Origin of the sequence: Azospirillum halopraeferens DSM 3675 (assembly GCF_000429625.1) — a bacterium.
Taxonomy (GTDB): domain Bacteria; phylum Pseudomonadota; class Alphaproteobacteria; order Azospirillales; family Azospirillaceae; genus Azospirillum; species Azospirillum halopraeferens.
The window spans coordinates 25202-49916 of the sequence record NZ_AUCF01000013.1 but is presented as its reverse complement, the minus strand read 5'-3'; the positions used below and the strand labels follow the sequence as shown (position 1 = coordinate 49916).

Genomic DNA, 24715 nt, shown 5'->3' with positions numbered 1-24715 from the left:
GCGCAAGGGGGTATTCATGGTTTGTTCGAAACGAGCAGCGTCCCGCCGCCACATCCGATGATTGCCGTGCATACAGGAATGCGCTTATATCGAAAGGGGTGTCCCGGTCCGCGAGGTGTTCCTTTCATGCGCATCATGGCTGTTCGACCGGCGGTGGTCGTGCTGCTCAGTGCGCTGGCAGCCGTGGCGGCGGACGGCAACGCTGCGGCGGAGCCGGCGTTGCTCGTCCGGATTTCCACCGAGAACGGGCCGACCCACGTCCAGACGCGCATCCTTCAACGCTTCGCCGACACCCTTCGGGAGCGCGCCGCCGGCCGGCTGACCGTCGAGTTTCATCACAGCGGCACGCTGTACCGGGACCGCGACGTGGTGGGGGCGCTTCAGCAGGGCCGGATCGAGATGGCGCTTCCGGGCACCTGGCAGCTCGACCGGTACGAGCCGACCGTGGGGGCGCTGCTTCTGCCCATGGTCTATGGTCGCGACAGCCTCGACGTCGACCGTATTCTTGACGGGTCCACCGGGGCGCGGCTGAACGCGCGGCTGATGGACAGCACCGGGCTGTACCTTCCCGGGCGGTGGGTGCATCTGGGCTTCGCTCATGTCTACACGCTGGAGCGGCCGGTGCGGGACATCAAGGATCTGCAGGGATTGCGCATCCGCTCCCCCGGCGGGGACATCAACGATCTGCGTCTCGAGGCGCTGGGAGCCCGGCCGGTGGCGGTCCCCTGGACCGAGCTGCCCGACGCCCTGCGGACCCGGCGGATCGACGGGCTGCTCAGCACCCACGCCACCGTGGTCAGCGCCGAGCTGTGGCGGCAGGGGGTGCGCCATGCGTTCGAGGACCGCGCCTACTTTTCGCATTATGTGCCGCTGGTGTCCCGCTACCTGTGGGATCGGCTGCCGCCGGATCTGCAGGATCTGCTGACCGCGACCTGGGAGGAGCAGGTCGATACCGCACGCCGCGACACTGCGGCGGCGCAGGAGGAGGCGCGGCGGGTGTTGTCGGAGAACGGCGTGATGCTGGTGACGCCGCCGCCGGAGGTCCTGGCGTCCTGGCGCGAGCGCCTGCGCGACCGCCAGGACGCCTGGGTCGCCGCCACGGGCATGGACCCGGCGATTGTCGACGCCTTCGCTGCGGCGCTCGACCGGCCGACCGCCGGGGCGGCGTCGCCATGAGCCGGGGCGGGTGGGGGGGCGGCAACATCGCCCAGGCGGTGGCGGTCGCCCTGGCCGCGCTGACGGCGCTGCTGGCCTCCAGCCTGTGGTCGTCGCGCGAGGCGGCGCTGGAGATGGCGGAACTGGCGCTGCATCATGAGGCGCGCGTGCACGGCCAGCAGATCAGCGGGGTCCTGGCCCTGGTCGACTTCGGCCTGCGCGAACTGGCCGAACACCTCGGCGATGCATCGGGCGAACCGGATGTCCTGCTGTCCGCGGCGACCCTCGAAACCCTGGCCCGCCGTCATCTCGCCTCGTCCCATACGGTCAGCCTGCTGGTGTACGACGCCGGCGGCGCGACGGTCGCCCTGGCCGGCCGTCGCCAGCCGGGTCTGGAGAACGTGTCCGGTCGTGACTTCTTCCGCCGCCACCGCGACCAGCTCGCCACCTTCCAATACGAGACGGCGGCGCAGATGGGTCACGAAGGGCGGGCGCTGGTCGGGTTGAGCCGGGCGGTGGTCGCCGGTGGCGGGTTCGCCGGCATGGTCCTGGCGGTGGTCGACGTGGAGCGGCTCTATGCCCCGCTGTCGTCGCCCGCCATCGGGGTAACGGCCGAGGCCGCGCGGCTGACCGACGCACAGGGCACCGTGCTGGCGACCTGGCCGCAGCCGTCGGACGCAGCGGCGGATGATGCCGGGCCGGGGCCGTTTGCCGCTGCGGCGGACCGGCCCGCGACACCGCCGTGGATCGTCGTCGTCCACCAGCTTTCCGACTTCCCCTTCCGCCTTGCCGCCGCGGTGCGGCGGGACACCGCCCTGGCGAACTGGTGGCACGAAGCGTGGCTGCTGGCCACCACGCTCGGCGCCTCCGCTGCGTTGCTGCTGGCCATGGTCGGGGTGCTGGTCCTGCACGCCCGCCATCGGCGCGTCGCCGAGGACGGGCTGCGCGATGAACTCGCCTTTCGCAACGCGCTGCTCGACACCATTCCTCTGCCGATCTACTGGAAGGATACGGAGCTGCGCTATCTCGGCTGCAACGCCGCCTTCGAGGAGCTGGTGCGGTGCCGCAGCGGTGAGCTGTCCGGACGCAGCACCGATTCGCTGTTCCTGCCCGCCGATGCCGCCGCGCACGAGGCCGCCGATCGCCGGGTGCTGGAGGGCGGCGGAGCCCTGTCCTATGAACAGCCGACCCGCTTTCCCGACGGCACCGAGCGCGTCATCATCGCCAGCAAGGCGGTGTTCGCGCGGGCCGACGGCACGCCCGGCGGCGTCGTCGGCATCCTGGTGGACATCACCGAACGGCGCCGCGCCGAGGAGCGCACGGCGGCCCTGCTGAAGGCGCTGGAGCACAGCCCCAGTTCCATCGTCATCACCGATCCGGAGGGGCGGATCACCTATGTCAACCCGACTTTCACCGCCACCACCGGCTACACGGCGGACGAGGCGAAGGGGCAGAACCCCCGCTTTCTGCAAAGCGGCGAAACGCCCCCGGACACCTATCGCGGTCTGTGGGAGGCGCTGACGGCCGGGCGCGTCTGGCACGGCGAGTTCCGCAACCGTCGCAAGAACGGCGAGGTCTATTGGGAACGCGCGGCCATCGCGCCGATCCTGGGACAGGACGGCCGAACCGTCAGCTTCGTCGCCGTCAAGGACGACATCAACGCCGAGAAGCTGGCCGCCGAGCGGGTGTGGCAGCAGGCCCACCTGGACGCCCTCACCGGGCTGGCCAACCGCAACACGCTGCGCGACCGCCTGGCCCGGGCCATGGACGGTGCGCGGCACAGCCGCGGGCGGCTGGCGTTGCTCTACATCGATCTGGACCGGTTCAAGCCGGTGAACGACACCTTCGGGCACGAGGCGGGGGACGAGCTGCTGGTGCAGGTGGCGGCCCGCCTGCGCACCACCGTGCGCGACGACGACACGGTGGCGCGCCTGGGCGGCGACGAATTCGTGGTGCTGATGGCCATCCGCGAGGAGACCGAGGCGGTGAGCGTGGCGACGCGCATCCTGACGGCGATGGCGCGGCCCTTCGAGCTGGAGTTCGGCACGGTGGAGATCGGCGCCAGCATCGGCGCCAGTGTGTTCCCGGTCGATGCCACCGACGCCGACACGCTGATCCGTCACGCCGACGCCGCCATGTACGAGGCCAAGCAGGCGGGGCGCGCGACGGTCCGATTCTATGCCCGCTGCGAATCCCCGATGCCCCTGCCGCCGGTGGCGTCCGTCAGCCCGGACCGCGGATGACCTCTTTCACCTTGGACGCGAGCTGCTTCAGCGAAAAGGGCTTGGGCAGGAAGTGGGCGGCGCCGGCGCCATCGAACTCGTCCTTGAAGCGGTCCTCCGCGTAGCCGGAGATGAAGATCACCTTCATGTCCGGGCGCCGTTCCCGCACCCGGCGGGCCAGCGTCGGCCCGTCCATCTGCGGCATCACCACGTCGGTGATCAGCAGGTCGATGCGGCCCCCGTCGTCGCCGATCTGCTGCAACGCCGCCTCGCCGTTCTTTGCCTCCAGCACCTGATAGCCCTTGTTGCGCAGGGCGCGCGCGGAGAAGACGCGCACGGCGTCCTCGTCCTCCACAAGCATGATGATGCCGGTGCCCGTCAGATCGCTGCCGCGCCGCTCGCGCGGTTCGCCGGTCTCGACCGGTGCGGGCTGGCCCTGGTGGCGGGGCAGCAGGATGGTGAACTTGGCGCCCTGGCCGGGTGCGCTGTCCACGAAGATGAAGCCGCCCGTCTGGCGCACGATGCCGTAGACGGTGCTGAGCCCGAGGCCGGTGCCCGATCCCACCTCCTTGGTGGAGAAGAACGGTTCGAAGATGCGCTGGAGGTTCTCCCGGGGGATGCCGATGCCGGTGTCGATCACCTCGATCGACACGTACTCTCCCGGCGGGATCACCTCATGCTCGCGCCGTTCCGGGGCGGTGACGGTGTAGTTGCCGGTGACCACCGTCAGGCGCCCGCCGGCGCCGGCCATGGCGTCGCGGGCGTTGACCACCAGGTTGATGATGACCTGTTCGAGCTGGTTCTGGTCGACCTTCACCAGGCCCAGGTCGCGGCCGTGGATCATCTTCAGGTCGATGTTCTCGCCGATCAGCCGGCGCAGCAGGTTGGACAGCTCCGCCAGCACGTCGGTGACGTTGATGATGCGGGGCTGAAGGGTCTGCTGACGGGAGAACGCCAGGAGCTGGCGCACCAGGTTGGCGGCGCGGTTCGCGTTCTGCTTGATCTGCATAATGTCGCTGAACGAATGGTCGCCCGGCTTGTGGCGCAGCAGCAGCAGATCGCAGAAGCCGATCATGGCCGTCAGCAGATTGTTGAAGTCGTGCGCCACGCCCCCCGCCAACTGCCCCACCGCCTGCATCTTCTGCGACTGGGCGAACTGTGCCTCCAGGCTCTTGCGCTCGGTCAGATCGATGAAGTGCAGGATCAGGCCCGTCCCGGCATCCGCGCCGGGGCGGCCCAGGCGGCGGGCGTAGAGCTGGACCACCACGTCCCGTTCGCCCGACAGGCGGACCTCCAGCGGTGCCGCGGGATCGGAGCCCCCCAGAACCTCGCGCAGGCGGGCGTCGACCAGGTCCCGCTCGCCCGGCTCGATCAGCTCGGCGGTCGGCCGGCCGATCACGTCGCCGGCGCGGGCGCCGGTCAGCGTCAGGAAGGCGTCGTTGCATTCCGCCAGCCGGCCGGATTCGTCGGCCAGGGCGATGCCGACGGGGGCATCCTCGAAGAACCGCTGGAAGCGTTGTTCGGAGAGGCGCAGGGCCTCCTCCCATTCCCGCTCCGGTGTCAGGTCGCGCACGACCGAGCGGGTGTGGACCGTGCGCCCGTCGTCGGCGATCACCACCGACTGGGCGACGGACGCCTGAAAACGCCGGCCGCGAACGCCGCACATGGTCAGTTCGCCGCGCTGCTCCGGCCCGCCCGCCTCGAACAGGTCGTACGGGGCGGCCCCCCGCGGCGGGTTGGCCAGCACGTTGTGCAGGTGGCGACCGCCATCCATCAGCTCGCCCGGCGTGGATTCGAGCCACTTTGCCAGGGTGGCGTTGACGAACAGGAAGGCGCCGTCCTGGTCGACCGAGAAGAACCCCACCGGGGCGTGGTCCATGAAGTCCACGAGCTTGCTCTGCTCGCGCAGCATGACCTGCTCCAGCTCCCGCCGGGCGGTGATGTCCTCAAGGCGCCAATGGATGGCGCCCGGGAAGCCGGCAACCGGCAGGGCCTGCAGCCGCCGCCATTCCGGCGGCCCGTCCCCGCGGGGAATGCGGATCTCGGTGGTGGCCGCGACCCCGGCGCGCGCGCGCTCCTGCACCCGCTCCAGCCCGGCCACCCCGTCGGGATCGGCGCTGACCAGCCGTTTCAGGGCCGCCGCCGGCGATTCGCCGGGGTGGACATCGACCAGGGCGGAGAAGGTGCTGTTGACGAAAACGGGCTTTCCGTCAGCGTCGCACACCGCCTCGCCGCAGGTCAGCCCCTCCAGCGCTCCCGTCACCAGCGCGCCGTCGCGTTCCACGCGGCGGCGCAGGCGGCTGACGCGGACGAGCAGGGCGACGAAGCCGGCCGCCGCGGTCGCCACGCCGGCCCATGCGAGGCCGATGTGGCCGGCGACCAGCCCCGCCGCCGCCGTCGCCAGTCCCGCCCCGCCCAGGGCCCGGGAGACGACGGTCAGGGCCGTCAGCCCGGCCGGCTCCGGCCGGGGCGGCCGGGCCGTCCGGTCGCGCCGGCCGTCGAGAATGGAGGTTGCGTCGCCCACCGGCTCTCCCGCCTTGCCGTTCCGCCTTGCCGTTTCCGCAGCGGTGCCCGTGCCGACGCCGACCTAGCGTCCGAAGCTCCGCTGCTTCAGCTTGAAAACATAGGTAATGATCTCGGCAACCGCACGATAGTGCTCCGCCGGAATCTCCTCGTCGATGTCGACGGTGGCGTACAACGCACGGGCAAGCGGGGGGTTCTCGACGATGGGGATGTCGTGCTCGGTGGCGACCTCGCGGATCTTCATGGCGACGCTGTCGACACCCTTGGCCAGCAGCACCGGCGCCTGCATGGTCTGCGGGTCGTACTTCAGCGCGATCGAATAGTGGGTCGGGTTGGTCACCACCACGTCGGCCTGCGGCACCGACGCCATCATGCGCTGGCGCGCGCGTTCGAAGCGGAGCTGGCGGATGCGTCCCTTGACCACGGGGTCGCCTTCGGCCTGCTTGTGCTCGTCCTTCACCTCCTGCTTGGTCATCTTCATCTTTTTGTTGTGGCTGTAGGTCTGCCAGGCCAGATCGCCCGCCGCGATGATCGACAACACCGCCAGGACACCCGCCAGCAGCGTGAAGGCGATGTCGTCCATCGACGCCAGCAGGCCGAACGGGTCCATGCCCACATACAGTTCGATGGAGCGGAGCATGGGCAGGAGCGCCAGGTAGGAGACCCCGCCCACCAGCAGCAGTTTTCCCACGCCCTTGGCCAGTTCCACCGCCTGGGCCCCGCCGGAGAAGATCCGCTTCAACCCCTTCAGGGGGTCGAGCTTGCTGAACTTCGGGATGATCAGCTTCCAGGAGATGTGCCATCCCGTCTGGGCGACGGAGGCGAGGATGCCGGCGATGACCAGCAGCACCACCGGCAGCCACAGAGCCCACAGCACGTCGCCGACCACGCGATAAAGGACCTGTCCCACGCCGCCCGTGTCCATCGGGATCTGGTACACATGCTCGATGTAGAACGTCAGGCGCCGCTGCAAACCCGATAACGTGCTCGGCAGCATCGACACCAGGACGATGAACATGACGGCGACGATCAGCCAGTTGTTGATCTCCTGGCTGCGGGCGAACTGCCCTTCTTCGCGAGCCTTTTCTTTCTTTTTCTCTGTTGGGTCTTCTGTTTTTGATGACTCGTCAGCGTCTTCGGACACCCGGCACTCCCTCGGTGGTCAGGTCGGGCTGAGGAATTCGATGAATGTGGACTCGAAGTGCGACAGCCAGAACAGCATCATGCCCGACAGCGTCAGGGCGAAGAGGAACAGGCCGATCGCCACCTGCGTGGACATGAACAGGAAGAACACCTGGATCTGCGGCGCCAGTTTGCTGAGGATGCCCAGCGCCACGCCGAACATAAGGCCGATGATCAGGAACGGCGCCGCCATCTGGACGCCGATCAGGAAGCTGCGCGACACCAGCCGGGCGATCAGGTCGGCCATGTCGTTGACCGGCAGCGCCGCGCCCGGCACGAACAGATGATAGCTGTCGACGACCGCCATGATCAGAAGATGGTGCAGGTCGGTGGCGAACAGCATCAGCAGCCCCAGCCAGCCCATCAGGGCGCCCGGCAGGGTGCCCTGGCTGCCCAGCGCCGGGTTGAACATCTGGGCCATGGCGAGGCCGGACTGGGTGGCGATGATGGTCCCGGCCACCTCCAGCGCGCCCACCAGCAGACGCGCGATGGTGCCCATGAACACCCCGACGGTCAGTTCCCCGATGATCAGCGTCACCAGCGCCAGCGCCTGCTGCGGTTCGGGTGGAAGCTGCGGCCGCAGCACGGGCGCCACGACGACGCTGACCGCCAGCGCGAACAGCAGACGGGTGCGGGCGGACACGAACGGGTCGCCGATGGTGGGCATCACCATGAAGGCGGCGCCGACCCGCGCGAACACCAGCAGCCAGACATAGATCTGGTCGGCGAACAGGGTGGGGATGATGTCCATCGGCCCGTTCCGCGGGCCGTCAGCGGCCGGTGCCGATGGCGACGATGCGGTCCGCGATCTCCAGATTGAAGAACTCGGTCATCTCGCCCAGCATATAGGGCATCAACAGGATCGACACGCCGAAGACGATCAGCACCTTCGGCACCATGGACAGGGTCTGTTCCTGGATCTGGGTGACCGCCTGGAACACGGAGATGACCGTTCCCACCACCATCATGATCAGCAGGATCGGTCCGCAAACCATGACCAGCGTCACCAGCGTGGTGCGGCACAGTTCGATGACTTCGGTATCGGTCATGACGGACGCTTTCGCACGCGCCGCCGTCAGATCGGCATGCGCAGGATTTCCTGGTAGGCCGTGATGACCTTGTCGCGCACGGTGGTGACGGTTTGCAGCGTCACCTCGGCGTTGGACACCGCCTGCACCACGTCGGACAGGTCGGCCTGGCCGACCGCGGCCAGGGCGGTGACCGTCTCGCCCCGGCGCAGGGTGTCGACGGCGGACTTCGCCGTTTCCTGCAGGACCTCGCCGAAAGTGGGCCCCTCGTCGCGCGGCGCCATGCCGGCACCGGCCGTGCGCGACGCGGTGTTGGCATAGGCGGCGATGACGTTGGCGACGTTGGCGACCATGGCGAAGGCTCTCCGGGCGTGAGGATCAGGCGCGCAGGATGTCGATCGTGCGCATCATCATCTGACGCGCCGATTCGATGACGGACAGGTTGGCTTCGTAGGAGCGCTGGGCCTCGCGCATGTCCATCGACTCGATGATCGTGTTGACGTTGGGCAACAGCACGTAGCCGTCGGCATCGGCGCTGGGGTGGGCGGGATCGTAGCGGCGCTGGAAGTCGCCCTTGTCCACGCCGATCTTGGCGACCCGCACGGTCTCGATGCCGAGCTGGCGGTCGACCTCGTTGGCGAAGGTGATGGTCTTGCGGCGGTAGGGCAGGTCGCCCGGCGTCTCCGCCGTGGAGTTGGCGTTGGCCATGTTCTCGGCGATGACGCGCAGGCGGGCGCCCTGCGCCTTCATGCCCGAGGCCGACACGGCCATGGTGTTGAAAAGATCGGCCATCCGTCGCCTCCGTCGCTCAACCGCCGCCGGCGCGGCCCAGCGCCATCTTCAGCATGGTGATCTGTTTGCGGTAGAGGTTCACCATGGTCTGGTAGTCCATGGCGTTCTGGGACACCTTCATGACCTGCTCCTCGATCACCACGGCGTTGCCGTCGGGGGCGGTCTCGTAGGGTGCCCGCACCCGCTGTTCCTTGTTCAGCCCGCCGACCGGAACGGTGCCCTGCAAGTGGTTGGCGGCGGTGGTCGACGCCTTCAGCCGCCGGCTGTCGGCCAGGGCGTCGCGGAAGGTGAAGGGCTTCAGGTCCTGCGGCTTGAAGTCGGGCGTGTCGGCGTTGGCGATGTTGCGGGCCAGCACCTCCTGGCGCTGGGTCTGCCAGTCCATCTTGCGCGTCAGCAGCTTGTAGAGGGCGAGGTTGTTGAGGTCCATGGTGCTCTCCGCCCGCACTTTCGCGCCGACCTTTTCTCCACCGGGCTCGACTCCGGGGGCCTTCCGAAAGGTGCGCGCGTTTGCGTTAACAAACCCTGAATCCCGCCGGCAAACGCAGGGAGTTGCCGGAGCGGGCCGCTGTGGTACTGTCACCCGCCATGCTGCGTTCCGAATCCATCGCCCACCCGCACCGCTCCGGAGTCTGCGCGTCCGCCGCCCGGCCGCAGCGGCGTCCGGCGGTCTGGCTGGCGGTGCTGGCGGTGCTCATGCAGGTGCTGCTGCCCGTGCAGGCGGTGCTGGCCGCTGCCGGCACCAACACCGCCTGGGACAGCCTGTGCCTGGCCGACGGATCGGGACGCGCGGCGCCGGGAACGCCGGCCGGCGACACGGACGCGCCGGGGCCGCAAGCCTGCCCCGTGTGCACGGCCGTCGCCGCCGCGGTGGGGGCGCCGCCGCCCCTGCCGGCAGCACCGGCGGAGCCGCAGCGGGTGGTCCGCGCCATTCTGCCGCAGCACGCGGCGGCGGCCCCTCCGGTCGCCGCACCCTGCCGCCTGCCGCCCAGCCGCGCCCCGCCGGCACGGGCCTGACCTCCCGCACCATCGCCTGTCCGTTCTATTGCCCGCCCGCCGGCATCGCGCCGTGCGCCGGCCACCGATTCGAGGAAACGCATCATGAAGACCCTGTTTGCCGCCGCGCTCGTCGCGGCCCTGGCCGCTGCCGCTCCTGCCCTCGCGCAGGGGGGGCACGGCCACCCCGCGCCCGCCGCCGCTCCCGCCGCCTCCGGGGCCCCGGCGGCGACCGTTGGCACCATTGCCATCGTCGCCCCCTGGGCCCGCGCCACCGCGCCCAACGCCAGGGTCGGCGGCACCTACATGACGCTGACCAACGACGGAGAGGCGGTCGACCGTCTGGTGGCGGCGTCCAGCCCGGTGGCCGAGAAGGTGGAACTGCACACCCACCTGATGGACAACGGGGTCATGCGCATGCGCCCGGTCGACGGCATCGAGGTGGCGCCCGGTGAGCCGTCGGTCCTGCGCCCCGGCGGCCTGCACGTCATGCTGATCGGGCTGAAGCAGCCGCTGGCGCAGGGAAGCCGGTTCCCGCTGACGCTGACCTTTGAAACCGCCGGCGCGGTCACCCTCGACGTGCCGGTGCAGGCCGCCGGGGCCATGTCGCCGGATGGCCACGCAATGCCGCAGCCGGCGCACTGAAGCCCGGCGGGAGCGGCGGACCGGTCCGGCGCTCCCGCTCCCTGCCGACACCTTCATCGTTCATTAAGCATGTTCGGGAGAGGATGCGCGGGCATTCCAGCCCCGCCCTCATCCGCAGGCACGCCGTGTCCACCCGCCGTCCGCCGCATCGTCCCGCACCTCCGGCCCGCCGCCCCGTCGCGGTGGCGCTGAAGTATGAGTTGGGGGCGGCGGCTTTGCCCCGGGTGGTGGCCACCGGCCAGGGTTACGTGGCCGAGCAGATCCTGGAACTGGCCTTCGCCAACGGGGTGAAGGTGCGCGAGGACGCCGACCTGGCGGAGATCCTCGCCGCCATCGACGTGGACACGGAGATTCCCGTGGAGGCCATCGCCGCGGTGGCGGAAATCCTGGCCCATGTCTACCGGGCCAACGGCACGGTCATACCCGCCGATCCGCTCGCGGACGGCCCCGTCGGAGAGGCGCCATGACTCCGCAGGAGATCGGGCGCCAACTGGCGGCCGTCGCCGCCGCCCTGGCGCAGGCGCGGGACGAGGCGGAGGGCGGCGCCTGGCTCGATCTGGACGGGCTGGGCGAGCGCGTGCGCACGGTGTGCGATGCCGCCCTGGCGCTGGCGCCGGAGGAGGCGCGGCCCCTCCTGGCCCGCCTGGAGGCCGTGGTGGATGCCCTCGATTCCCTGGCCGCGGTGCTGGCGCGCCAACGCGATGCCCTGGCCGCCGCCGGGCCGGTGATCGGCCCGCACACCGCCCGCCGCCGCGCCGTCGCGGCCTACGGCGCGGCCCCTCCGCCGGGCCCGGCCGATCCGCCGGACCGGCCCGACGATCCCTGAGGCTCGGCCATCGCCATAATGGACATCGACACCTACATCCGCTTCACCCTCGCGCTGGTGTTCGTCATCGCGCTGTTCGTCGTGCTGGCGCTGGTGCTGCGCCGGCTCGGCTATGGCGGCACCATCCACACGCCGGCCCGCCAGCGCCGGCTGTCGATCGTCGAGGTGCTGCCGCTGGACACCCGGCGGCGTCTCGTCCTGGTGCGCCGTGATGATTCCGAACACCTGCTGCTGCTGAGCACCACCGGTGATCGGGTGGTGGAGTCCCCCGTGCGCTCCGGCTTCCGCGACGCGCTCGCCGCAGCCGACCGGCCGCGGGGCGGGGAGGGGGGAACGCCATGACCGCCCGCCGTCTGCTGATCGCCGTCCTGCTGGCGCTGGGTGCCGGGCTGGCGGCCGGGCCGGCTCTGGCGCAGAGCGTAACCTTCGACATCGGTGATGCCGGCGGGTCCACCACCGGCCGCATGATCCAGATGATCGCGGCGATCACGGTGCTGTCGCTGGCGCCGTCGATCCTGATCATGATGACGTCGTTCACCCGCATCGTCATCGTCCTGTCCTTCCTGCGCCAGGCGCTGGGCATCCAGCAGGTGCCGCCCAACACGGTGATGATCAGTCTGGCCCTGTTCCTCACCTTCTTCATCATGGCGCCGGTGCTGGAGCGGTCCTATGCGGACGGAATCCAGCCCCTGATCGAGGAACGCATCGACGAGACCGAGGCGATGCGGCGTGCCTTCGCACCGTTCCGCGACTTCATGCTGCGCCACACCAACGAGAAGGACCTGCGCCTGTTCGCCGAGATGGCGCGCATCGACGACATCGCGGCGCCGGCCGACGTCCCGGCCCATGTGCTGATCCCGGCCTTCATGATCTCGGAGATCAAGCGCGCCTTCGAAATCGGCTTCCTGCTGTTCCTGCCCTTCCTGGTGATCGACATGGTGGTGTCGTCGATCCTGATGTCCATGGGCATGATGATGCTGCCGCCGACCATGGTGGCGATACCCTTCAAGATCATCTTCTTCGTGCTGGTCGACGGCTGGTATCTGATCGCCGGATCGCTGGCGCGCAGCTTCGGCACGCTGTAGCGCCGTTGTGGCTTCTATCGTGGCTGGGCGCCGAGATCGGCGAACTCCATCCCGCGGTCGGTGCGCCGGAACCAGCCCTTGCCGTTGACGGTGAGCGTGGGCTGGCCGGGGAGCGGTTGCAAGGTGGCGGCGTAGTAGCAGTCATAGCCGTCCGGCCGGCTCTTCGCGGTGACGCAGCCCTGCTTGCGGAAGGCATCGAAGCGGCTGAAGCTGCGCCCCTGCGACTCGATGGTGCGGCGGGTGTGGGCCTCAACGGCCGTGCGCATCTCCGCCTCCGACGGTTCGCCGGAGCAGGCGGTCAGCAGCAGGCAGGCGAGCAGGGCTGAAACGATCCTCATGGGGCAGCCACACAGCGCGACCAATCGTTGCGCCACTGTACCTCTTTCGGCGGCACCGCGCGAGTGGCTGCGTGCGGGCCTTGACGCGGAGCCGCCCGGCGCGTTAAGGATCGGGGCATGCACACCACCCTGCGACTCATGCGAATGCGAATTAGCGGCCCGGCGCTGTAAGCGTCGGGGACGAATCGCGTTCGTCGTGGTGCGGTGGATGGAGTGTGGCGTGATGGAACGCCCGTGGGGCGCCGGGACCCTGAACCCGGCCGGCAATGACAATCGGAACCGTATCGGACCGTGCCGCCGTATGGCGGGCGGGCGAATGCGTCGAATTATCCGCCCGGGCCGCTGACGCGGTCCGGGACCGTTCGCGTCGCCTCCGCCTCCTCCGTTGCCGCAAGGACTCCCTGCGATGTTCGCCGCGCACGCCGTCGCCGTGCGCCACCCCCGATGTGGCGCCTGTTCCGACCGTTCCCCCCGACTTCCCGCCTGGCTGCCCTCCTCCGCCATAAGCGCCGCTGCCGCCCGTCTGGCCGGGCAGGTGGTGCGCACGCCGCTGCTGGACGCGCCAGGTCTCGGCGCCGGTCCCGGCATCGCGATCGGGGTGAAGGTGGAGACGTTCCAGGCCACCGGTGCCTTCAAGGAGCGGGGTGCGCTCAACCGCCTGCTGCGCCTGACCGCGCCCGAACGGGCGCAGGGGGTGGTCGCCATGTCCGCGGGGAACCACGCTGCCGGGCTGGCCCTGCACGGGGCGCGGCTGGGCGTTCCCGTCACCATCGTCATGCCGGTCACCGCCCCGCGCAACAAGGTGGAGCGCACGGCCGGATACGGCGCCGAGGTCCTGCTGCACGGGGCGACCGTGGCCGAGGCGCGGGACAAGGCTCTGGAACTGGCGGCGGATCGGCGCCTGACCTTCGTCCATCCCTATGACGATCCCGATGTCATCGCCGGGCAGGGCACCGTCGGACTGGAGATCCTGGAGGACCGGCCGGACACCGACCTGGTGGTGGTGCCGGTGGGCGGCGGCGGGCTGCTGGCCGGCGTGGCGGCGGCGGTAAAGGCACGGAACCCGTCGGCGCGGGTGGTCGGCGTCCGCCATGCCCGTTTCCGGCCGGGCGGGGCCGGGCCGGGGCCGACGCTGGCCGACGGCATCGCCGTGGCGGATCTGGGCAAGCTGGCCCGGGCGGCGGCGGCCACCCTGGTGGACGCCATCGTCTATGTGGAGGAGGATGAATTGGCCCACGCCGTCCGCACCCTGCACCGCGCCGTCGGCATCGTCGCCGAGGGGGCCGGGGCGGCGGCGGTGGCGGCACTGCTGGCCGGCCGGGTGCGTGCGGCGCCGCGCACCGTGGCGGTGGTATCCGGCCGCAACGTCGACGCCGCCGCCCTGACCCGCGTGCTGGAGGCGGCCTGAGCCGCGTCGCCCCTCATCCCGTGGCTGACGGGGCGGAGCGGGCGGCCAGCATGGTGTCGAGCTTGCGTTTCAGGTCCTCCGGGCTGAAGGGCTTCGGCAGCATCTCGTACCCCTTGCCCATGCCGTCCTCCCCGACGATGGCGTGGCCGGCGAAGCCGGAGGTCAGCAGCACGCGGATGCCGGGGCGCAGCCGCTCCACCTCGCGCGCCAGTTCCGCGCCGTTCATGCCCGGCGGCATCACCACGTCGGTGAACAGCAGGTCGATGGGCCGGCCTTCGCGCAGCACGGCCAGCGCCTCGTTGGCGTTGCCCGCCTGAAGGACCATGTGGCCGAAGCCGGCCAGCAGCTCCGCCGCGGCGAAGCGGATGAGCGGATCATCCTCCACCAGCAGAATGGTGGCGCCGCCGGGCACGACGGTTGCGGCCGGCCGTGCCGGTGCGTCGGTCAGACGCTCGGTCGGCAGGCGGACCGTCGCGACCATGCCGCCGCGGCCCGGCGATGCCACCGCCAGAGTGCCGCCGTGCAGCTCCACCAGGCGGCGGGTCAGAGGCAGGACGAAGCCGCTCTCCTCGGTCGCGCGGTCGTCGTTGGCGGCGGAGTGGCGTGCGCTGCGGTCGGCGTCCGTACCGGTATCGGCGACGACGATCACGGGCTGTCCGTCGCGCAGGGACGCCGACACCGTCACGCGGCCGCCCGACGGCGTGTACTTCACGGCGTTCGACAACAGGTTCAGAAGGATCTGGCGCATCCGCATCTCGTCGGCGCGGAGATGGCGCACGTCGGGGGCGACGTCGTAGGACAGGTTCACACCCGCCCGTTCGGCGCGCGGCCAGATCAGGCGGACGCAGAACGACACGGCGGCGTCCAGATCCACCGTGTCCTCGGTCAGCGTCAGCCGCCCCGAATCCGCCCGGGCGTGATCGAGCACGTCGTTGATCAGTTCCAGCAGATGCTGGCCGCTGTCGCGGGCATCCAGGGCAAGCTGGAGGTAGCGCGGGTCGCCCACCGGCCCCAGGGACTCCCGCGCGATGGAATCGGTGAAGCCGATGATGGCGTTGAGCGGGGTCACCAACTCCTGGCTCACACCGGCCAGGAAGGCGGACTTGGCACGGTTGGCCCGTTCCGCCTCGTCACGGGCGGCGCGGGCCTCCTGTTCGCTGTGGATGCGGCGGGTGACGTCGCGGGCCACGGCGATGTATTCCATGGGTCGCCCGGTCACCGGATCGCTGACCAGGCGGATCGACGCCTCGGTCCAGATCCAATGGCCGTTGCCGTGGCGCTTGCGCATCACGCAGGTCGTAGCCGGCGCCTCCGGTGACAGGCCGGACAGGGCGGCGGCGAAGACGGGCCGGTCGTCGGGGTGGACGAGGGCGTCCGCGGGCCGGCCGATCAACTCCTCCGGCTCGTAGCCCAGCACGTCCCGCGACGCCTCGGAACAGAAGGTGCGGGTGCCATCGGGGGAGATGCGCGTCAGCACGTCGCCGATGTTCCCGGCCAGCAGGCGGTACCGCGCCTCACTGTCGCGCAACGCCAGTTCGCCCAGGCGACGCCAGTGTTCGTGGATGAGAAGGGTGCCGAGGATGGCGATCCCCAGCGTGGTGACCGGCAGGGCCACCGGCCCCGTGGCCTCCAGCAGGCGCAGGGCCTGCTCCCGATCGGGCAGCAGCAGGGCGCTGGCCAGATGCAGCGGGCTGACGACGGCGGCGAGGATGAAGATGTGGGGCAGGCGCAACGGCCGCCCGCCGTACGCCGGTACCGCCGCCATGATCATGCCGACCCCGGCCGCGATCACAATTCCCGCCACGCCGGCGATGGCCCCGACGCCGCCCAGATGAAGGCGGAAGGCCGCCGCCGCCAGGGCCGCCAGCACGGCGGCCAGGGGGCCGCCGAACGGTCCGGCCAGGGCGAGCATGACGGGGCGGCCGTCGACCAGAATGCCCGGAGCGAACTCGAACGGCAGCGCCATGGCCAGAACGGTCATGGCGCCGAACAGCGCGCCGTACACCGCCTGTCCCGCGAGGCTGCCGCGGTCGATGCGCCGGATCGCCACGGCGTAGGCCACGGCCGCCAGCGCCAGCAGCCCGACGTTGCGGCCCAGCGCCTGGAGCACATCCACGACGGGGAGATCAAACGGGTGCATCAGCGTCCGTGGGCCTTGCCATGCGCGCGGGCGCCCACTGTGTGCCGGCAACCCGCGGAAGGGAAGCCGGCATCCGTGCCTATGCCGGTGCGCATCCCTATGCGCTTCGGAAAGGGACGGTCACCCCCTTTCGCCGTGTACGTCCGATCAACCGGACCGTCCGTCGGCCCGAGGACTCAGCAGGATCGGCGCGTACACCATCAGGTACAGGGCGAACGCGGCAAGCCACGCGGCACCGGCGCCGTCCAGCAGCGGCCGGTACAGACTTCCCGGCGCCACATCCGCCAGCACCCGCAGCACCGCCCCTGCGAGAAGAAGCCGGTAAGACCACGCGATGACGGCCCCCACGACCAGCGGCCGCCCGCTGTGGCCGAGTGATGCCCGGGTCATCACCGCCAGGATCATGACCGCGAAGGCGCCGGCGGTCAGGGCGTGGATGCCGGCGCTCTCCGACACCGGCAGGCCCAGCCCGTGCATCGCCTTCAACGCCAGCCCGACCGGCAGCCAGGCATAGCCGGCGTGCAGCACCCACACCAGCGGCTGCCCGCCGGTCCGCCACCCGTGCCAGCGCCCCATCCGCACGCCGTGGGCCAGCGCCGCCACAAGCGCGACCGCGCCGGCAAGGGTGCTGCCGGGCGCGGCCATCTCCGCCGGGATCAGCAGCAGCGTGGCGGCCAGCGCGATGCGCTCGACCCATGGCCGCGGCGACACGTCGACGGCGACGCCGCGCTGTGCCAGGGCGTTGCGCGTGAAGGCGGGCACGATGCGCCCGCCGACCACCGCGATCATCATGACCACGGTGCCGATCGCCAGCGTCCGGCCGAGGCGCACACCATCCTCCGCCAGCCCGAGCCATTCCAGATGGAACAGCGCGTTGCCGATCCACAGCAGGGCCAGCAGACCGAGGAAGGCGGTGTTGCGCAGCGCGCCGGCCCGCACCAGCGGCCCCGCCAGGGCCACCGCCAGCGCCGGCAGGAACAGCAGGTCCGCGACGGCCGCCACTGCCGGCGGAACGCCGAGGCCGGGCAGCAGGGCCATGCGCCCGGCGAGATAGAGCGCCACCAGCCCGCCCAGCGGCGCGCCGCTCAGCGCGGCCGTGCCCGTCCAGTTCGGCACCGCGGTCAGCAGGAAGCCGGCGATCGCCGCGGTGACGAAGCCGTAGAGCATGGCGTGGGCGTGCCAGGCCGTCGGTGCGACCGGCCCGGCCGGCCAGCTCCCGGTCGCCAGCACGACCAGCCAGCCCGCCATCACCAGGAACGCGGCGAGGCCGGCGAACAGGAAGAACGGACGGAATCCGTAGGCGACCAGCAGGGAAGGCCGGATGCGGCCGAGCGGTGCGGCGGGACTGAGGCTCATGGGGGCGAATCCGGGCAGGGGCGATCAATGCCGGTGATCCCACCATGCCCGGGTGCGATCGGTCTTGACGGGGATCAAGCGAGGGTGACCGACGGCACCCGCATCCGCATCGCCCTCTCCCTCAGATCGACCAGGCGTCCGTGAAGTCGCCGGCACCGTTGGTGTGGATGCCGCACTCCGACTTGCCCGTGCCGGCCCAGCGGCCCGAGCGCGGGTCGGCGCCGGGGGCCACCCGCTCGGTGCAGGTGTAGCAGCCGATGGACAGGAAACCGTCGGCTTCCAGGGGGTGGCGGGGCAGGTCGCGGCGAGCGAACTCCGCCTCCAGACGGTCCTTGTCCCAGTGGGCCAGAGGATTGACCTTGATGCGGCCGTCCTGCGCCTCGAACACCGGCAGGGCGGCGCGGGTCGACGACTGGAACCGCTTGCGCCCGGTGATCCAGGCGTCGAAGCCCTCCAGCGCCCGGTTCAGCGGCAGCGTCTTGCGCAGGTGGCAGCACAGGTCGGGCGCCTTCTGCCACAGGAGGCCGTCGCGGTCGGCGGCGTCCACCTCGTCGCGGCGAGGGCCAACGCTGCGCACGTCCTGCAGGCCGAGCCGGCTGACCAGCGTGTCGCGGTAGCGCAGCGTCTCGCCGAACAGCTTGCCGGTGTTGACGAAGATCACCGGGATGCGGCGGTCCACCTCCGCCGCCAACGCCAGCAGCACCGCCGATTCGGTGCCGAAGGACGACACCAGCGCAAGCCGGCCGGGGAACGCGTCACGGGCGACCGCAATCAGATCTGCCGCATCGAGGTCCGCATACCGTTCGGCGAGTTCGGCCGCCCGGAGCGTGTCATGGGTGGGGAGGGAACCTTCTGGCATGGCCGGTCATTTCACACTTTAATGAATGTTATATAACCCAATTCGACACTATCACCTGCGGGCACTCGGGGCAAGCAAATACATTTGGCTAACGTATTATGTGCAATTGGCCGCTGAAATTTGTGTTGATTTAGGGCCGGCGACGCTGTTAAAAATGCGCCATCTGGATGTTAAAATGCAGCCGCGTTGTGAAATGCGGCGCGACCGGAAGGAGAGCGAGGAGTATGGCGAAGGAACCGTCCCGGACGGGGTTGCAGGCGATCACCGCCAACCGGCTGCGCGACGGGGCGGTGGTGTGGCTGAGCGCCCGCAATGCCTGGGTCGACCGCCTGGAAGACGCCGGCACATTCGAAGGCGCCGCCGTCGACGCGGCCCTCGCCACGGCGCAGGAGGCGGAGCGGGCCAACCTCGTGGTCGGCGTCTACGCCTTCGAGGTGGAGATGCGCAACGGAGCCCCGGAGCCCCTGCGCTACCGCGAGCGGGTGCGGGCGCTGGGTCCCAGCGTGCGCACCGACGTGGGCAAGCAGGCCGACCCCCGCGACCGCGCAGCCTGAAACCGAAGGATAGCGTCATGACCTACGTCGCCCCCCGCCACCGGGCCGGCATCTATCATTACGACGAGATCGACCGGCAGTTCGTGCGCGAGCGCGTCGCCCAGTTCCGCGGCCAGGTGGAACGCCGCCTGCGCGGTGAGTTGAGCGAGGACGAGTTCAAGCCGCTGCGGCTGATGAACGGGCTTTACCTCCAGCTTCACGCCTACATGCTGCGCATCGCCATCCCCTACGGCGTGCTCAGCTCCACCCAGCTCCGCGGGCTGGCCCGCATCGGGCGGCGCCATGACAAGGGCTACGGCCACTTCACCACGCGCCAGAACCTGCAATACAACTGGATCGGTCTCGCCGACACGCCGGACATCCTGGCCGAACTGGCTGAGATCGACATGCATGCGATCCAGACCAGCGGCAACTGCATCCGCAACGTCACCACTGACCAGTTCGCCGGCGCCGCCCCGGACGAGGTTGTGGACCCCCGCGTCTACGCCGAGATCCTGCGGCAGTGGTCGACCTTGCACCCCGAATTCTCGTTCCTGCCACGCAAGTTCAAGATCGCCATCACCGGCGCCCCCAACGACCGGGCGGCCGTGCGCGTGCACGACGTCGGTCTGGTGACCAAGCGGGACGGTGACGGCAACGTCGGCTTCGAGGTGTATGTGGGCGGCGGCCTCGGCCGGTCGCCCTTCATCGCCCCCAAGGTGCGCGACTGGCTGCCCGAGGAGGATCTGGTCGCCTACCTGGAGGCGGTGCTGCGCGTCTACAACCAGTACGGCCGACGCGACAACATCTACAAGGCGCGCATCAAGATCCTGGTCCACCAGATCGGCGTCGCGCGCTTCGCCGAGCAGGTGGAGGCGGAGTTCGCGCGCATCCGCGGGCCCTTCTACCGCCTGGATCCGGTGCTGGTGGACGCCATCCGCGGCCATTTCGCCCCTCCGCCGTTCGAAGCCCTTCCTGCGGTGTCGGAAGCTTATGAGGAGGCCCGGCGCCGCGACGCGGCGTTCGCCGCCTGGGCGACGTCCAGCGTCCACGCCCACCGCACCCCCGGTTACGCCAGCGTCACCATCTCCCTGAAGCCGGTGGGCGGCGTGCCCGGCGACATCACCGCCGACCAGATGGACGCCGTGGCCGACCTGGCCGACCGCTACGGGTTCGGCGAGATCCGGGTCACCCACGAGCAGAACCTGGTGCTGGCCCACGTCCGGCGGAACGACCTGCACGCCCTGTGGCAGGGGCTGGCCGCGGCCGGACTGGCCAGCGCCAACGCCGGGCTGGTCACCGACATCATCGCCTGCCCCGGGCTGGACTATTGCAGCCTGGCCAACGCCCGTTCCATCCCGCTGGCGCAGGAGATTTCGCGCCGCTTCGCCGATCTCGACCGCCAGCGCGCCATCGGCGAGCTGAAGATCAAGATCAGCGGCTGCATCAACGCCTGCGGCCACCATCATGTCGGCCACATCGGCATCCTCGGCGTCGACAAGAAGGGTGAGGAGTTCTACCAGATCACGCTGGGCGGCAACGCGGAACTGGCGGGGGCCGCCATCGGTGACATCGCCGGCCCCGCCCTGACCGCAGACGATGCGGTCGATGCGGTGGAAGCGGTGGTCAACCGCTACCTGGATCTGCGCACGCCGGGCGAGCGCTTCATCGACACCCTGGCCCGCGTCGGCCACGGGCCTTTCAAGGAGATGGTCAATGCCGCTCGTTAAGGACGGCCGGCCGGCCGCGGACACCTGGACCACCCTGGCCGACGACGCCCCGGTTCCGGCCGACGGCGCGGTGATCGTCAGCCTCGCGCGCTGGCGGGCGGAGCGCGCGGCGCTGGTTGCCCGCACCGCCCCGGTGGGCGTGCTGCTGCCATCCGACGCGCCGGCTGACGCCCCGGGCGACGGCATCGCCGGCCTGGCGCTGATCGCCGTCGCCTTCCCGAAGTTCCGCGACGGCCGCGGCTTCACCACCGCCCGCCGCCTGCGCGAGGAGTTTGGCTTCACCGGCACGCTGCGTGCCGTCGGTGACGTGCTGCCCGACCAGTACCAGTTCCTGCACCGTTGCGGCTTCGACGAGGTGGAACTGCCGGCCGGCCGGGACGCTGCGGCGTGGATCGCCGCGGCCGGCCCGATCACGGTGGCCTATCAGGCGGCCCTGCGCGACGGCGGCCCGCTGGGCCTGCTGCGTCGGCGGGTTGCATAAAGGGGACGTCCGGACGTTCATAACCGTTGGTCCCGCGCCGGCAACGGTTTACAGTGGCCGGGACTCGCGACTGATCGGCCCGTTCATGCCCCCTTCCGTCCTCCGGCCCCTGGCCAGCCGCAGAGCCCCGGACGCCACCGTGGCTGAGCGGCGCTATCACGATCGCCGACTGGGGGCTGAGATCATCAGCATCGTGGTCGGCGGGTGCGTGGTCACCGACGACCCGAACGTCATCATCACCACGACGCTCGGGTCCTGCGTCGCCGCCTGCGTTTATGATCCGGTGGCGGCGATGGGCGGCATGAACCATTTCCTGCTGCCCGATGCCGGGGGCGGTGCCCTGTCGGCATCGGCCCGCTACGGCAGCGCCGCCATGGAACAGCTCATCAACCGGCTTCTCGCCGTGACCGGCCGGCGCGACCGCCTGCGGGCGAAGGTGTTCGGGGGGGCCAGCGTCAACGGTTCACGCTCCGACATCGGTGTGCGGAACGTCGAGTTCGTCATGGACTATCTGGCCACCGAGGGCATCCCGACGGTGAGCTGGGACGTGGGTGGACAGGTGCCGCGCGCCGTGCGCTTCTATCCCACCACCGGACGTTCCCAGCGCCGCCTGATCGGGGAGGAGGCGGTGCGCGACATCGCCCGCAGCGAGGCGTCCTTCATGGAACGGCTGCGCCACACCGCGATCGAGGGCGAGGTCGAGCTGTTCTGAGCCCATGCTGCACGGTCTGGCCCGCCTTCTGCCCACCATCGAATCCGCCGGCCTGGACGAGGCGGCGGTGTACGAACGCCGCACCCTGTACGACCGGCCGCGGGCGCCGGTGCCGGCCGGCGGGCTGCTGCGCTGCCCGGTGTGCGGCCGAAGCGCCAGCCGTTTCCTGCCCTTCGGCCTCGGCGGGCGGCGCAACGCCCAGTGCCCCGATTGCGGCTCCCTGGAACGGCACCGCTTCCTGTGGCTCTACCTGCGGGAGCGCACCGACTTCTTCCGGCGCAGGCTCACGGTCCTGCACACGGCGCCGGAACCCTGCCTCGAGGCGCCGTTCCGGGCGCAGCACGGACGCGGCTACGTCACGCTGGACCGCTTCAATCCTCACGCCGACGTGCAGGCCGACCTGACCGACCTGCCGTTCCCCGACGCCGCGTTCGACATGGTGGTGTCCAGCCATGTGCTGGAACATGTGCCCGACGACCGCGCCGCGCTGCGGGAGATTGCCCGTGTGCTGAAACCCTCGGGCCGGGCGGTGCTGATGTTTCCCTTTGATCCCCGGCGGCCGACCGCCGAGGATGCCGCCATGGACACGCCGGCCAAGCGGATGGCCGCCTACGGCCACCCCTACCATTACCGGATCTATGGCAGCGACACACCGGCCCGGCTGGCGGCGTGCGGGCTGTCCGCCGCGGTGGTGGCGACCCGCGACCTGCTGTCGGGCCACCGGCGGCGGCGCCACAGGGTCAACACCAACCACCTGTTCCTGGCCCGCCGCACCGCCGCCGGAGGCGCGCCATGAGCCGGACGCTGCGCATCGCCACCTTCAATCTGGAGAACCTGGACGACACCACCGCGGACCCGCCGTTCGAGCAGCGCTGCGCCGTGCTGCGCCCGCAGTTGCGCCGGCTGGACGCCGACGTGCTGTGCCTTCAGGAGGTGAACGCCCAACGCCCGGTCAAGGGCCGGCCGCGCACGCTGCGCGGCCTGGAGACGCTTCTGAAGGACACGCCCTATGAGGGATTCCACCTGTCCGGTGGAGCCGGGCGCGACGGCTTTGCCGACAAGCACAATCTGGTGATCGCCAGCCGCTGGCCGGTACGTTCCCATCGCTTGATCCGCCACGATCTGGTGCCGCCACCTCTGGTGCGCATGGTCACCGCCACACCGGCGTCGGCCGGGCCGGAACCCGTGTCCTGGGACCGTCCGGTGCTCCAGGCGGAGATCGAATTGCCCGGCGGCCGCACCCTGCACGTCTTCAACCTGCATCTACGCGCACCGCTGGCCGCTCCGGTGCCCGGCCAGAAGAAGGGGGCGCTGAGCTGGCACAGCGTCGCAGGCTGGGGGGAGGGGTTCTTCATCGCCTCGGTCAAGCGGGCGGGGCAGGCGCTGGAAACGCGCCTGGCCGTGGAACGGCTGTTCGATGCCGACCCGCAGGCGCTGGTGGTGGTGGCCGGCGACTACAATGCGGAGGGCCGCGAGACCCCGGTGCGGCTGATCCGCGGCGATCCCGACGACACCGGAAACGGCCACCTGGCCATGCGCGCCCTGGTGCCGCTGGAGCGCAGCGTGCCCGAGGACCGCCGCTTCTCGGTCCTGCACGGGGGGCAGGCGGTGATGCTTGATCACCTGCTGGTGTCGCGCGGGCTGCTCGCCTGGTTCCGCGGTGCCGAGATCCACAACGAGGCCCTGGGCGACGAGGTGCTGGCGCACGCCACCACCGCCCGATCACCGGAGAGCTATCACGCCCCGGTGGTCGCCACCTTCGCCTTTCCCGACGACCTCGTTTCCGGCCGCATCACACCGTAACCGACACACGCCCGCCGTCCCCGGACGGCGGAGCGGCACCGGCGCCGCCACCCATTCCGGGTGGCCCGCCCGCGGGTGGGGGCGGCATGGACGGCACGAAGGCCGGGGACATCGGGGATGAGGGAGGCGGACGCAGCGCAGGCGGCGTCTCTGCGGGCAACGCGCCGACGTCCGTGCGCCGCTCATCGCCGACAACCTCGACGGAAGGGTCGCCGGTGCCATCGTCGGCGTACGCCCGGTCGCGCCCTCCGGCCTTGCGGTACCGTTCGACCACCCGCTCCGGCGGGATCTGGTCGCGGATTTCGCCGGTGTCCGAGTCGCGAAAGAACAGCACCGGCAGCTTCGCCAGCACGTCGTAGCGGAGCACCGGACTGATGTACACGCCGGTCGCCGGGGTTTCACCGCTCCGTCCGCCGGAGTCGGCTCCCCGGTCGTTGGTCGTCGTACCATTGATTGCGGCCGGCGCAGCCGGAGATGCGTTCCCGGGCACCGGGGTCCTTGCCGCCGCAACGCTGGCAATCGCCTTGATGTCCATGGGCACGCCTCCTCACGACGCCGGCGGACTCCCCGGTCGGGGGCGAACGTCCGCGTCGTTCAGACGACGATGTTCAGGTTGTTGCCGCGGGTTTCCGTGACGGTGCCGGGTCGCGCCTGCTCGTCACCGGCCCCTGCCTGCTGGCTGGCCTGTTGTTGTTGCTGCTGATCCTGGATCTGCGCCTGCTGCGCGGCGTTCGGGCCGCTCTGCAAGGGGCTGACGTAGGATGGCGTGCCGCCGACTGCGCCGATGTTCATGGCTGGTCTCCGTTCCGGGCCGCCGGCAGCCGACCATCGGTCGCACGCCGCCGAACCGTGATGCTACCCTGAAAGAGTAGGCAATTTTTGCCGATTCCGCAAGACGGCCGCG

At 70.5% G+C, this 24715-nt stretch carries 28 protein-coding genes; 15 read left to right on the top strand and 13 right to left on the bottom strand.

The window, feature by feature from the left end; translation table 11 throughout:
• The first annotated feature begins 126 nt into the window (after nt 1–126).
• A complete protein-coding gene (dctP, locus tag G472_RS33070; protein ID WP_051340794.1) occupies nt 127–1176 on the top strand; it encodes a TRAP transporter substrate-binding protein DctP in 1050 nt (349 codons plus the stop codon).
• On the top strand, nt 1173–3398 hold the full coding sequence (locus tag G472_RS37165) for a diguanylate cyclase domain-containing protein (protein WP_051340793.1): 2226 nt from the start codon (nt 1173–1175) through the stop codon (nt 3396–3398). The genes dctP and G472_RS37165 overlap by 4 nt, the downstream gene beginning before the upstream one ends.
• On the opposite strand, the gene G472_RS0113755 is transcribed toward G472_RS37165, so the two are convergent.
• The 7 genes from G472_RS0113755 to flgB form a co-directional block, all read right to left on the bottom strand.
• Nucleotides 3379–5901: a PAS domain-containing hybrid sensor histidine kinase/response regulator gene (locus G472_RS0113755; RefSeq protein WP_029008875.1), complete on the bottom strand. Its 2523-nt coding sequence runs from the start codon at nt 5899–5901 to the stop codon at nt 3379–3381. The two genes, G472_RS37165 and G472_RS0113755, sit on opposite strands and share 20 nt — an antisense overlap.
• A gap of 63 nt (nt 5902–5964) precedes the next feature.
• Complete coding sequence (gene flhB / locus G472_RS0113750; protein WP_029008874.1) at nt 5965–7044, bottom strand: flagellar biosynthesis protein FlhB; 1080 nt, start codon at nt 7042–7044, stop codon at nt 5965–5967.
• A gap of 18 nt (nt 7045–7062) precedes the next feature.
• The gene (gene fliR, locus G472_RS0113745; protein ID WP_029008873.1) at nt 7063–7833 is read right to left on the bottom strand and encodes a flagellar biosynthetic protein FliR; all 771 of its coding nucleotides are present in this window, start codon (nt 7831–7833) and stop codon (nt 7063–7065) included.
• A 19-nt stretch (nt 7834–7852) separates the two neighbouring features.
• Nucleotides 7853–8131 (bottom strand): flagellar biosynthetic protein FliQ, encoded by a 279-nt coding sequence (locus tag G472_RS0113740; protein ID WP_029008872.1) that lies wholly within the window; start codon nt 8129–8131, stop codon nt 7853–7855.
• Nucleotides 8132–8157: 26 nt separating this feature from the next.
• The gene (gene fliE, locus G472_RS0113735) at nt 8158–8463 is read right to left on the bottom strand and encodes a flagellar hook-basal body complex protein FliE (RefSeq protein WP_029008871.1); all 306 of its coding nucleotides are present in this window, start codon (nt 8461–8463) and stop codon (nt 8158–8160) included.
• Nucleotides 8464–8488: 25 nt separating this feature from the next.
• Nucleotides 8489–8902, bottom strand: coding sequence for a flagellar basal body rod protein FlgC (gene flgC, locus G472_RS0113730; protein WP_029008870.1), 414 nt, complete (start codon nt 8900–8902; stop codon nt 8489–8491).
• A 16-nt stretch (nt 8903–8918) separates the two neighbouring features.
• Nucleotides 8919–9329, bottom strand: a complete 411-nt coding sequence (gene flgB / locus G472_RS0113725) for a flagellar basal body rod protein FlgB (protein WP_029008869.1) — start codon at nt 9327–9329, stop codon at nt 8919–8921.
• A gap of 140 nt (nt 9330–9469) precedes the next feature.
• Here flgB and G472_RS0113720 point away from each other — a divergent pair, with 140 nt between their 5' ends.
• The 6 genes from G472_RS0113720 (at nt 9470) to fliP (ending at nt 12451) form a co-directional block, all read left to right on the top strand.
• Nucleotides 9470–9916: a DUF2946 family protein gene (locus tag G472_RS0113720; protein WP_156927115.1), complete on the top strand. Its 447-nt coding sequence runs from the start codon at nt 9470–9472 to the stop codon at nt 9914–9916.
• Nucleotides 9917–10000: 84 nt separating this feature from the next.
• Nucleotides 10001–10540, top strand: coding sequence for a copper chaperone PCu(A)C (locus G472_RS0113715; RefSeq protein ID WP_029008867.1), 540 nt, complete (start codon nt 10001–10003; stop codon nt 10538–10540).
• Nucleotides 10541–10665: 125 nt separating this feature from the next.
• Entirely contained in the window at nt 10666–11007 is a 342-nt protein-coding gene (locus G472_RS0113710; RefSeq protein ID WP_029008866.1) for an EscU/YscU/HrcU family type III secretion system export apparatus switch protein, read from the top strand.
• Complete coding sequence (locus G472_RS0113705) at nt 11004–11366, top strand: hypothetical protein (RefSeq protein WP_029008865.1); 363 nt, start codon at nt 11004–11006, stop codon at nt 11364–11366. Before G472_RS0113710 ends, G472_RS0113705 begins: the two co-directional genes overlap by 4 nt.
• 18 nt (nt 11367–11384) lie before the next feature.
• Nucleotides 11385–11708, top strand: a complete 324-nt coding sequence (locus tag G472_RS0113700; protein ID WP_029008864.1) for a flagellar biosynthetic protein FliO — start codon at nt 11385–11387, stop codon at nt 11706–11708.
• Nucleotides 11705–12451 carry a flagellar type III secretion system pore protein FliP gene (gene fliP / locus G472_RS0113695; protein ID WP_029008863.1) on the top strand — a complete coding sequence of 249 codons (747 nt, stop codon included), beginning with the start codon at nt 11705–11707 and terminating at the stop codon, nt 12449–12451. Before G472_RS0113700 ends, fliP begins: the two co-directional genes overlap by 4 nt.
• Nucleotides 12452–12465: 14 nt before the next feature.
• On the opposite strand, the gene G472_RS0113690 is transcribed toward fliP, so the two are convergent.
• Nucleotides 12466–12789, bottom strand: coding sequence for a hypothetical protein (locus G472_RS0113690; RefSeq protein ID WP_035692377.1), 324 nt, complete (start codon nt 12787–12789; stop codon nt 12466–12468).
• A gap of 406 nt (nt 12790–13195) precedes the next feature.
• On the opposite strand from G472_RS0113690, the gene G472_RS0113685 reads away from it, so the two are divergent.
• Complete coding sequence (locus G472_RS0113685; protein ID WP_029008861.1) at nt 13196–14197, top strand: pyridoxal-phosphate dependent enzyme; 1002 nt, start codon at nt 13196–13198, stop codon at nt 14195–14197.
• Between the two features lie 13 nt (nt 14198–14210).
• Here G472_RS0113685 and G472_RS37160 read toward each other — a convergent pair whose 3' ends face one another.
• The 3 genes from G472_RS37160 to G472_RS33055 form a co-directional block, all read right to left on the bottom strand.
• Complete coding sequence (locus G472_RS37160) at nt 14211–16337, bottom strand: ATP-binding protein (RefSeq protein ID WP_051340792.1); 2127 nt, start codon at nt 16335–16337, stop codon at nt 14211–14213.
• A 147-nt stretch (nt 16338–16484) separates the two neighbouring features.
• Nucleotides 16485–17693, bottom strand: coding sequence for an NnrS family protein (locus G472_RS0113675; protein WP_029008860.1), 1209 nt, complete (start codon nt 17691–17693; stop codon nt 16485–16487).
• Between the two features lie 121 nt (nt 17694–17814).
• Nucleotides 17815–18552 carry a phosphoadenylyl-sulfate reductase gene (locus tag G472_RS33055; RefSeq protein WP_051340791.1) on the bottom strand — a complete coding sequence of 246 codons (738 nt, stop codon included), beginning with the start codon at nt 18550–18552 and terminating at the stop codon, nt 17815–17817.
• Between the two features lie 224 nt (nt 18553–18776).
• Here G472_RS33055 and G472_RS0113665 point away from each other — a divergent pair, with 224 nt between their 5' ends.
• The 6 genes from G472_RS0113665 (at nt 18777) to G472_RS0113640 (ending at nt 23811) form a co-directional block, all read left to right on the top strand.
• The gene (locus tag G472_RS0113665) at nt 18777–19106 is read left to right on the top strand and encodes a DUF2849 domain-containing protein (RefSeq protein ID WP_035692375.1); all 330 of its coding nucleotides are present in this window, start codon (nt 18777–18779) and stop codon (nt 19104–19106) included.
• Between the two features lie 17 nt (nt 19107–19123).
• The gene (locus G472_RS0113660; protein WP_029008858.1) at nt 19124–20815 is read left to right on the top strand and encodes a nitrite/sulfite reductase; all 1692 of its coding nucleotides are present in this window, start codon (nt 19124–19126) and stop codon (nt 20813–20815) included.
• Nucleotides 20802–21296, top strand: coding sequence for a DUF934 domain-containing protein (locus tag G472_RS0113655; protein ID WP_029008857.1), 495 nt, complete (start codon nt 20802–20804; stop codon nt 21294–21296). Before G472_RS0113660 ends, G472_RS0113655 begins: the two co-directional genes overlap by 14 nt.
• 139 nt (nt 21297–21435) lie before the next feature.
• Nucleotides 21436–22008, top strand: coding sequence for a chemotaxis protein (locus G472_RS0113650; protein WP_245593488.1), 573 nt, complete (start codon nt 21436–21438; stop codon nt 22006–22008).
• A 4-nt stretch (nt 22009–22012) separates the two neighbouring features.
• A complete protein-coding gene (locus G472_RS33050) occupies nt 22013–22804 on the top strand; it encodes a class I SAM-dependent methyltransferase (protein ID WP_051340789.1) in 792 nt (263 codons plus the stop codon).
• Complete coding sequence (locus tag G472_RS0113640) at nt 22801–23811, top strand: endonuclease/exonuclease/phosphatase family protein (RefSeq protein WP_029008855.1); 1011 nt, start codon at nt 22801–22803, stop codon at nt 23809–23811. Before G472_RS33050 ends, G472_RS0113640 begins: the two co-directional genes overlap by 4 nt.
• Here the strand turns inward: G472_RS0113640 and G472_RS0113635 are convergent.
• Entirely contained in the window at nt 23801–24346 is a 546-nt protein-coding gene (locus G472_RS0113635; RefSeq protein WP_156927114.1) for a hypothetical protein, read from the bottom strand. The two genes, G472_RS0113640 and G472_RS0113635, sit on opposite strands and share 11 nt — an antisense overlap.
• 59 nt (nt 24347–24405) lie before the next feature.
• Nucleotides 24406–24603, bottom strand: coding sequence for a hypothetical protein (locus G472_RS0113630; protein WP_029008853.1), 198 nt, complete (start codon nt 24601–24603; stop codon nt 24406–24408).
• Nucleotides 24604–24715 lie beyond the last annotated feature (112 nt).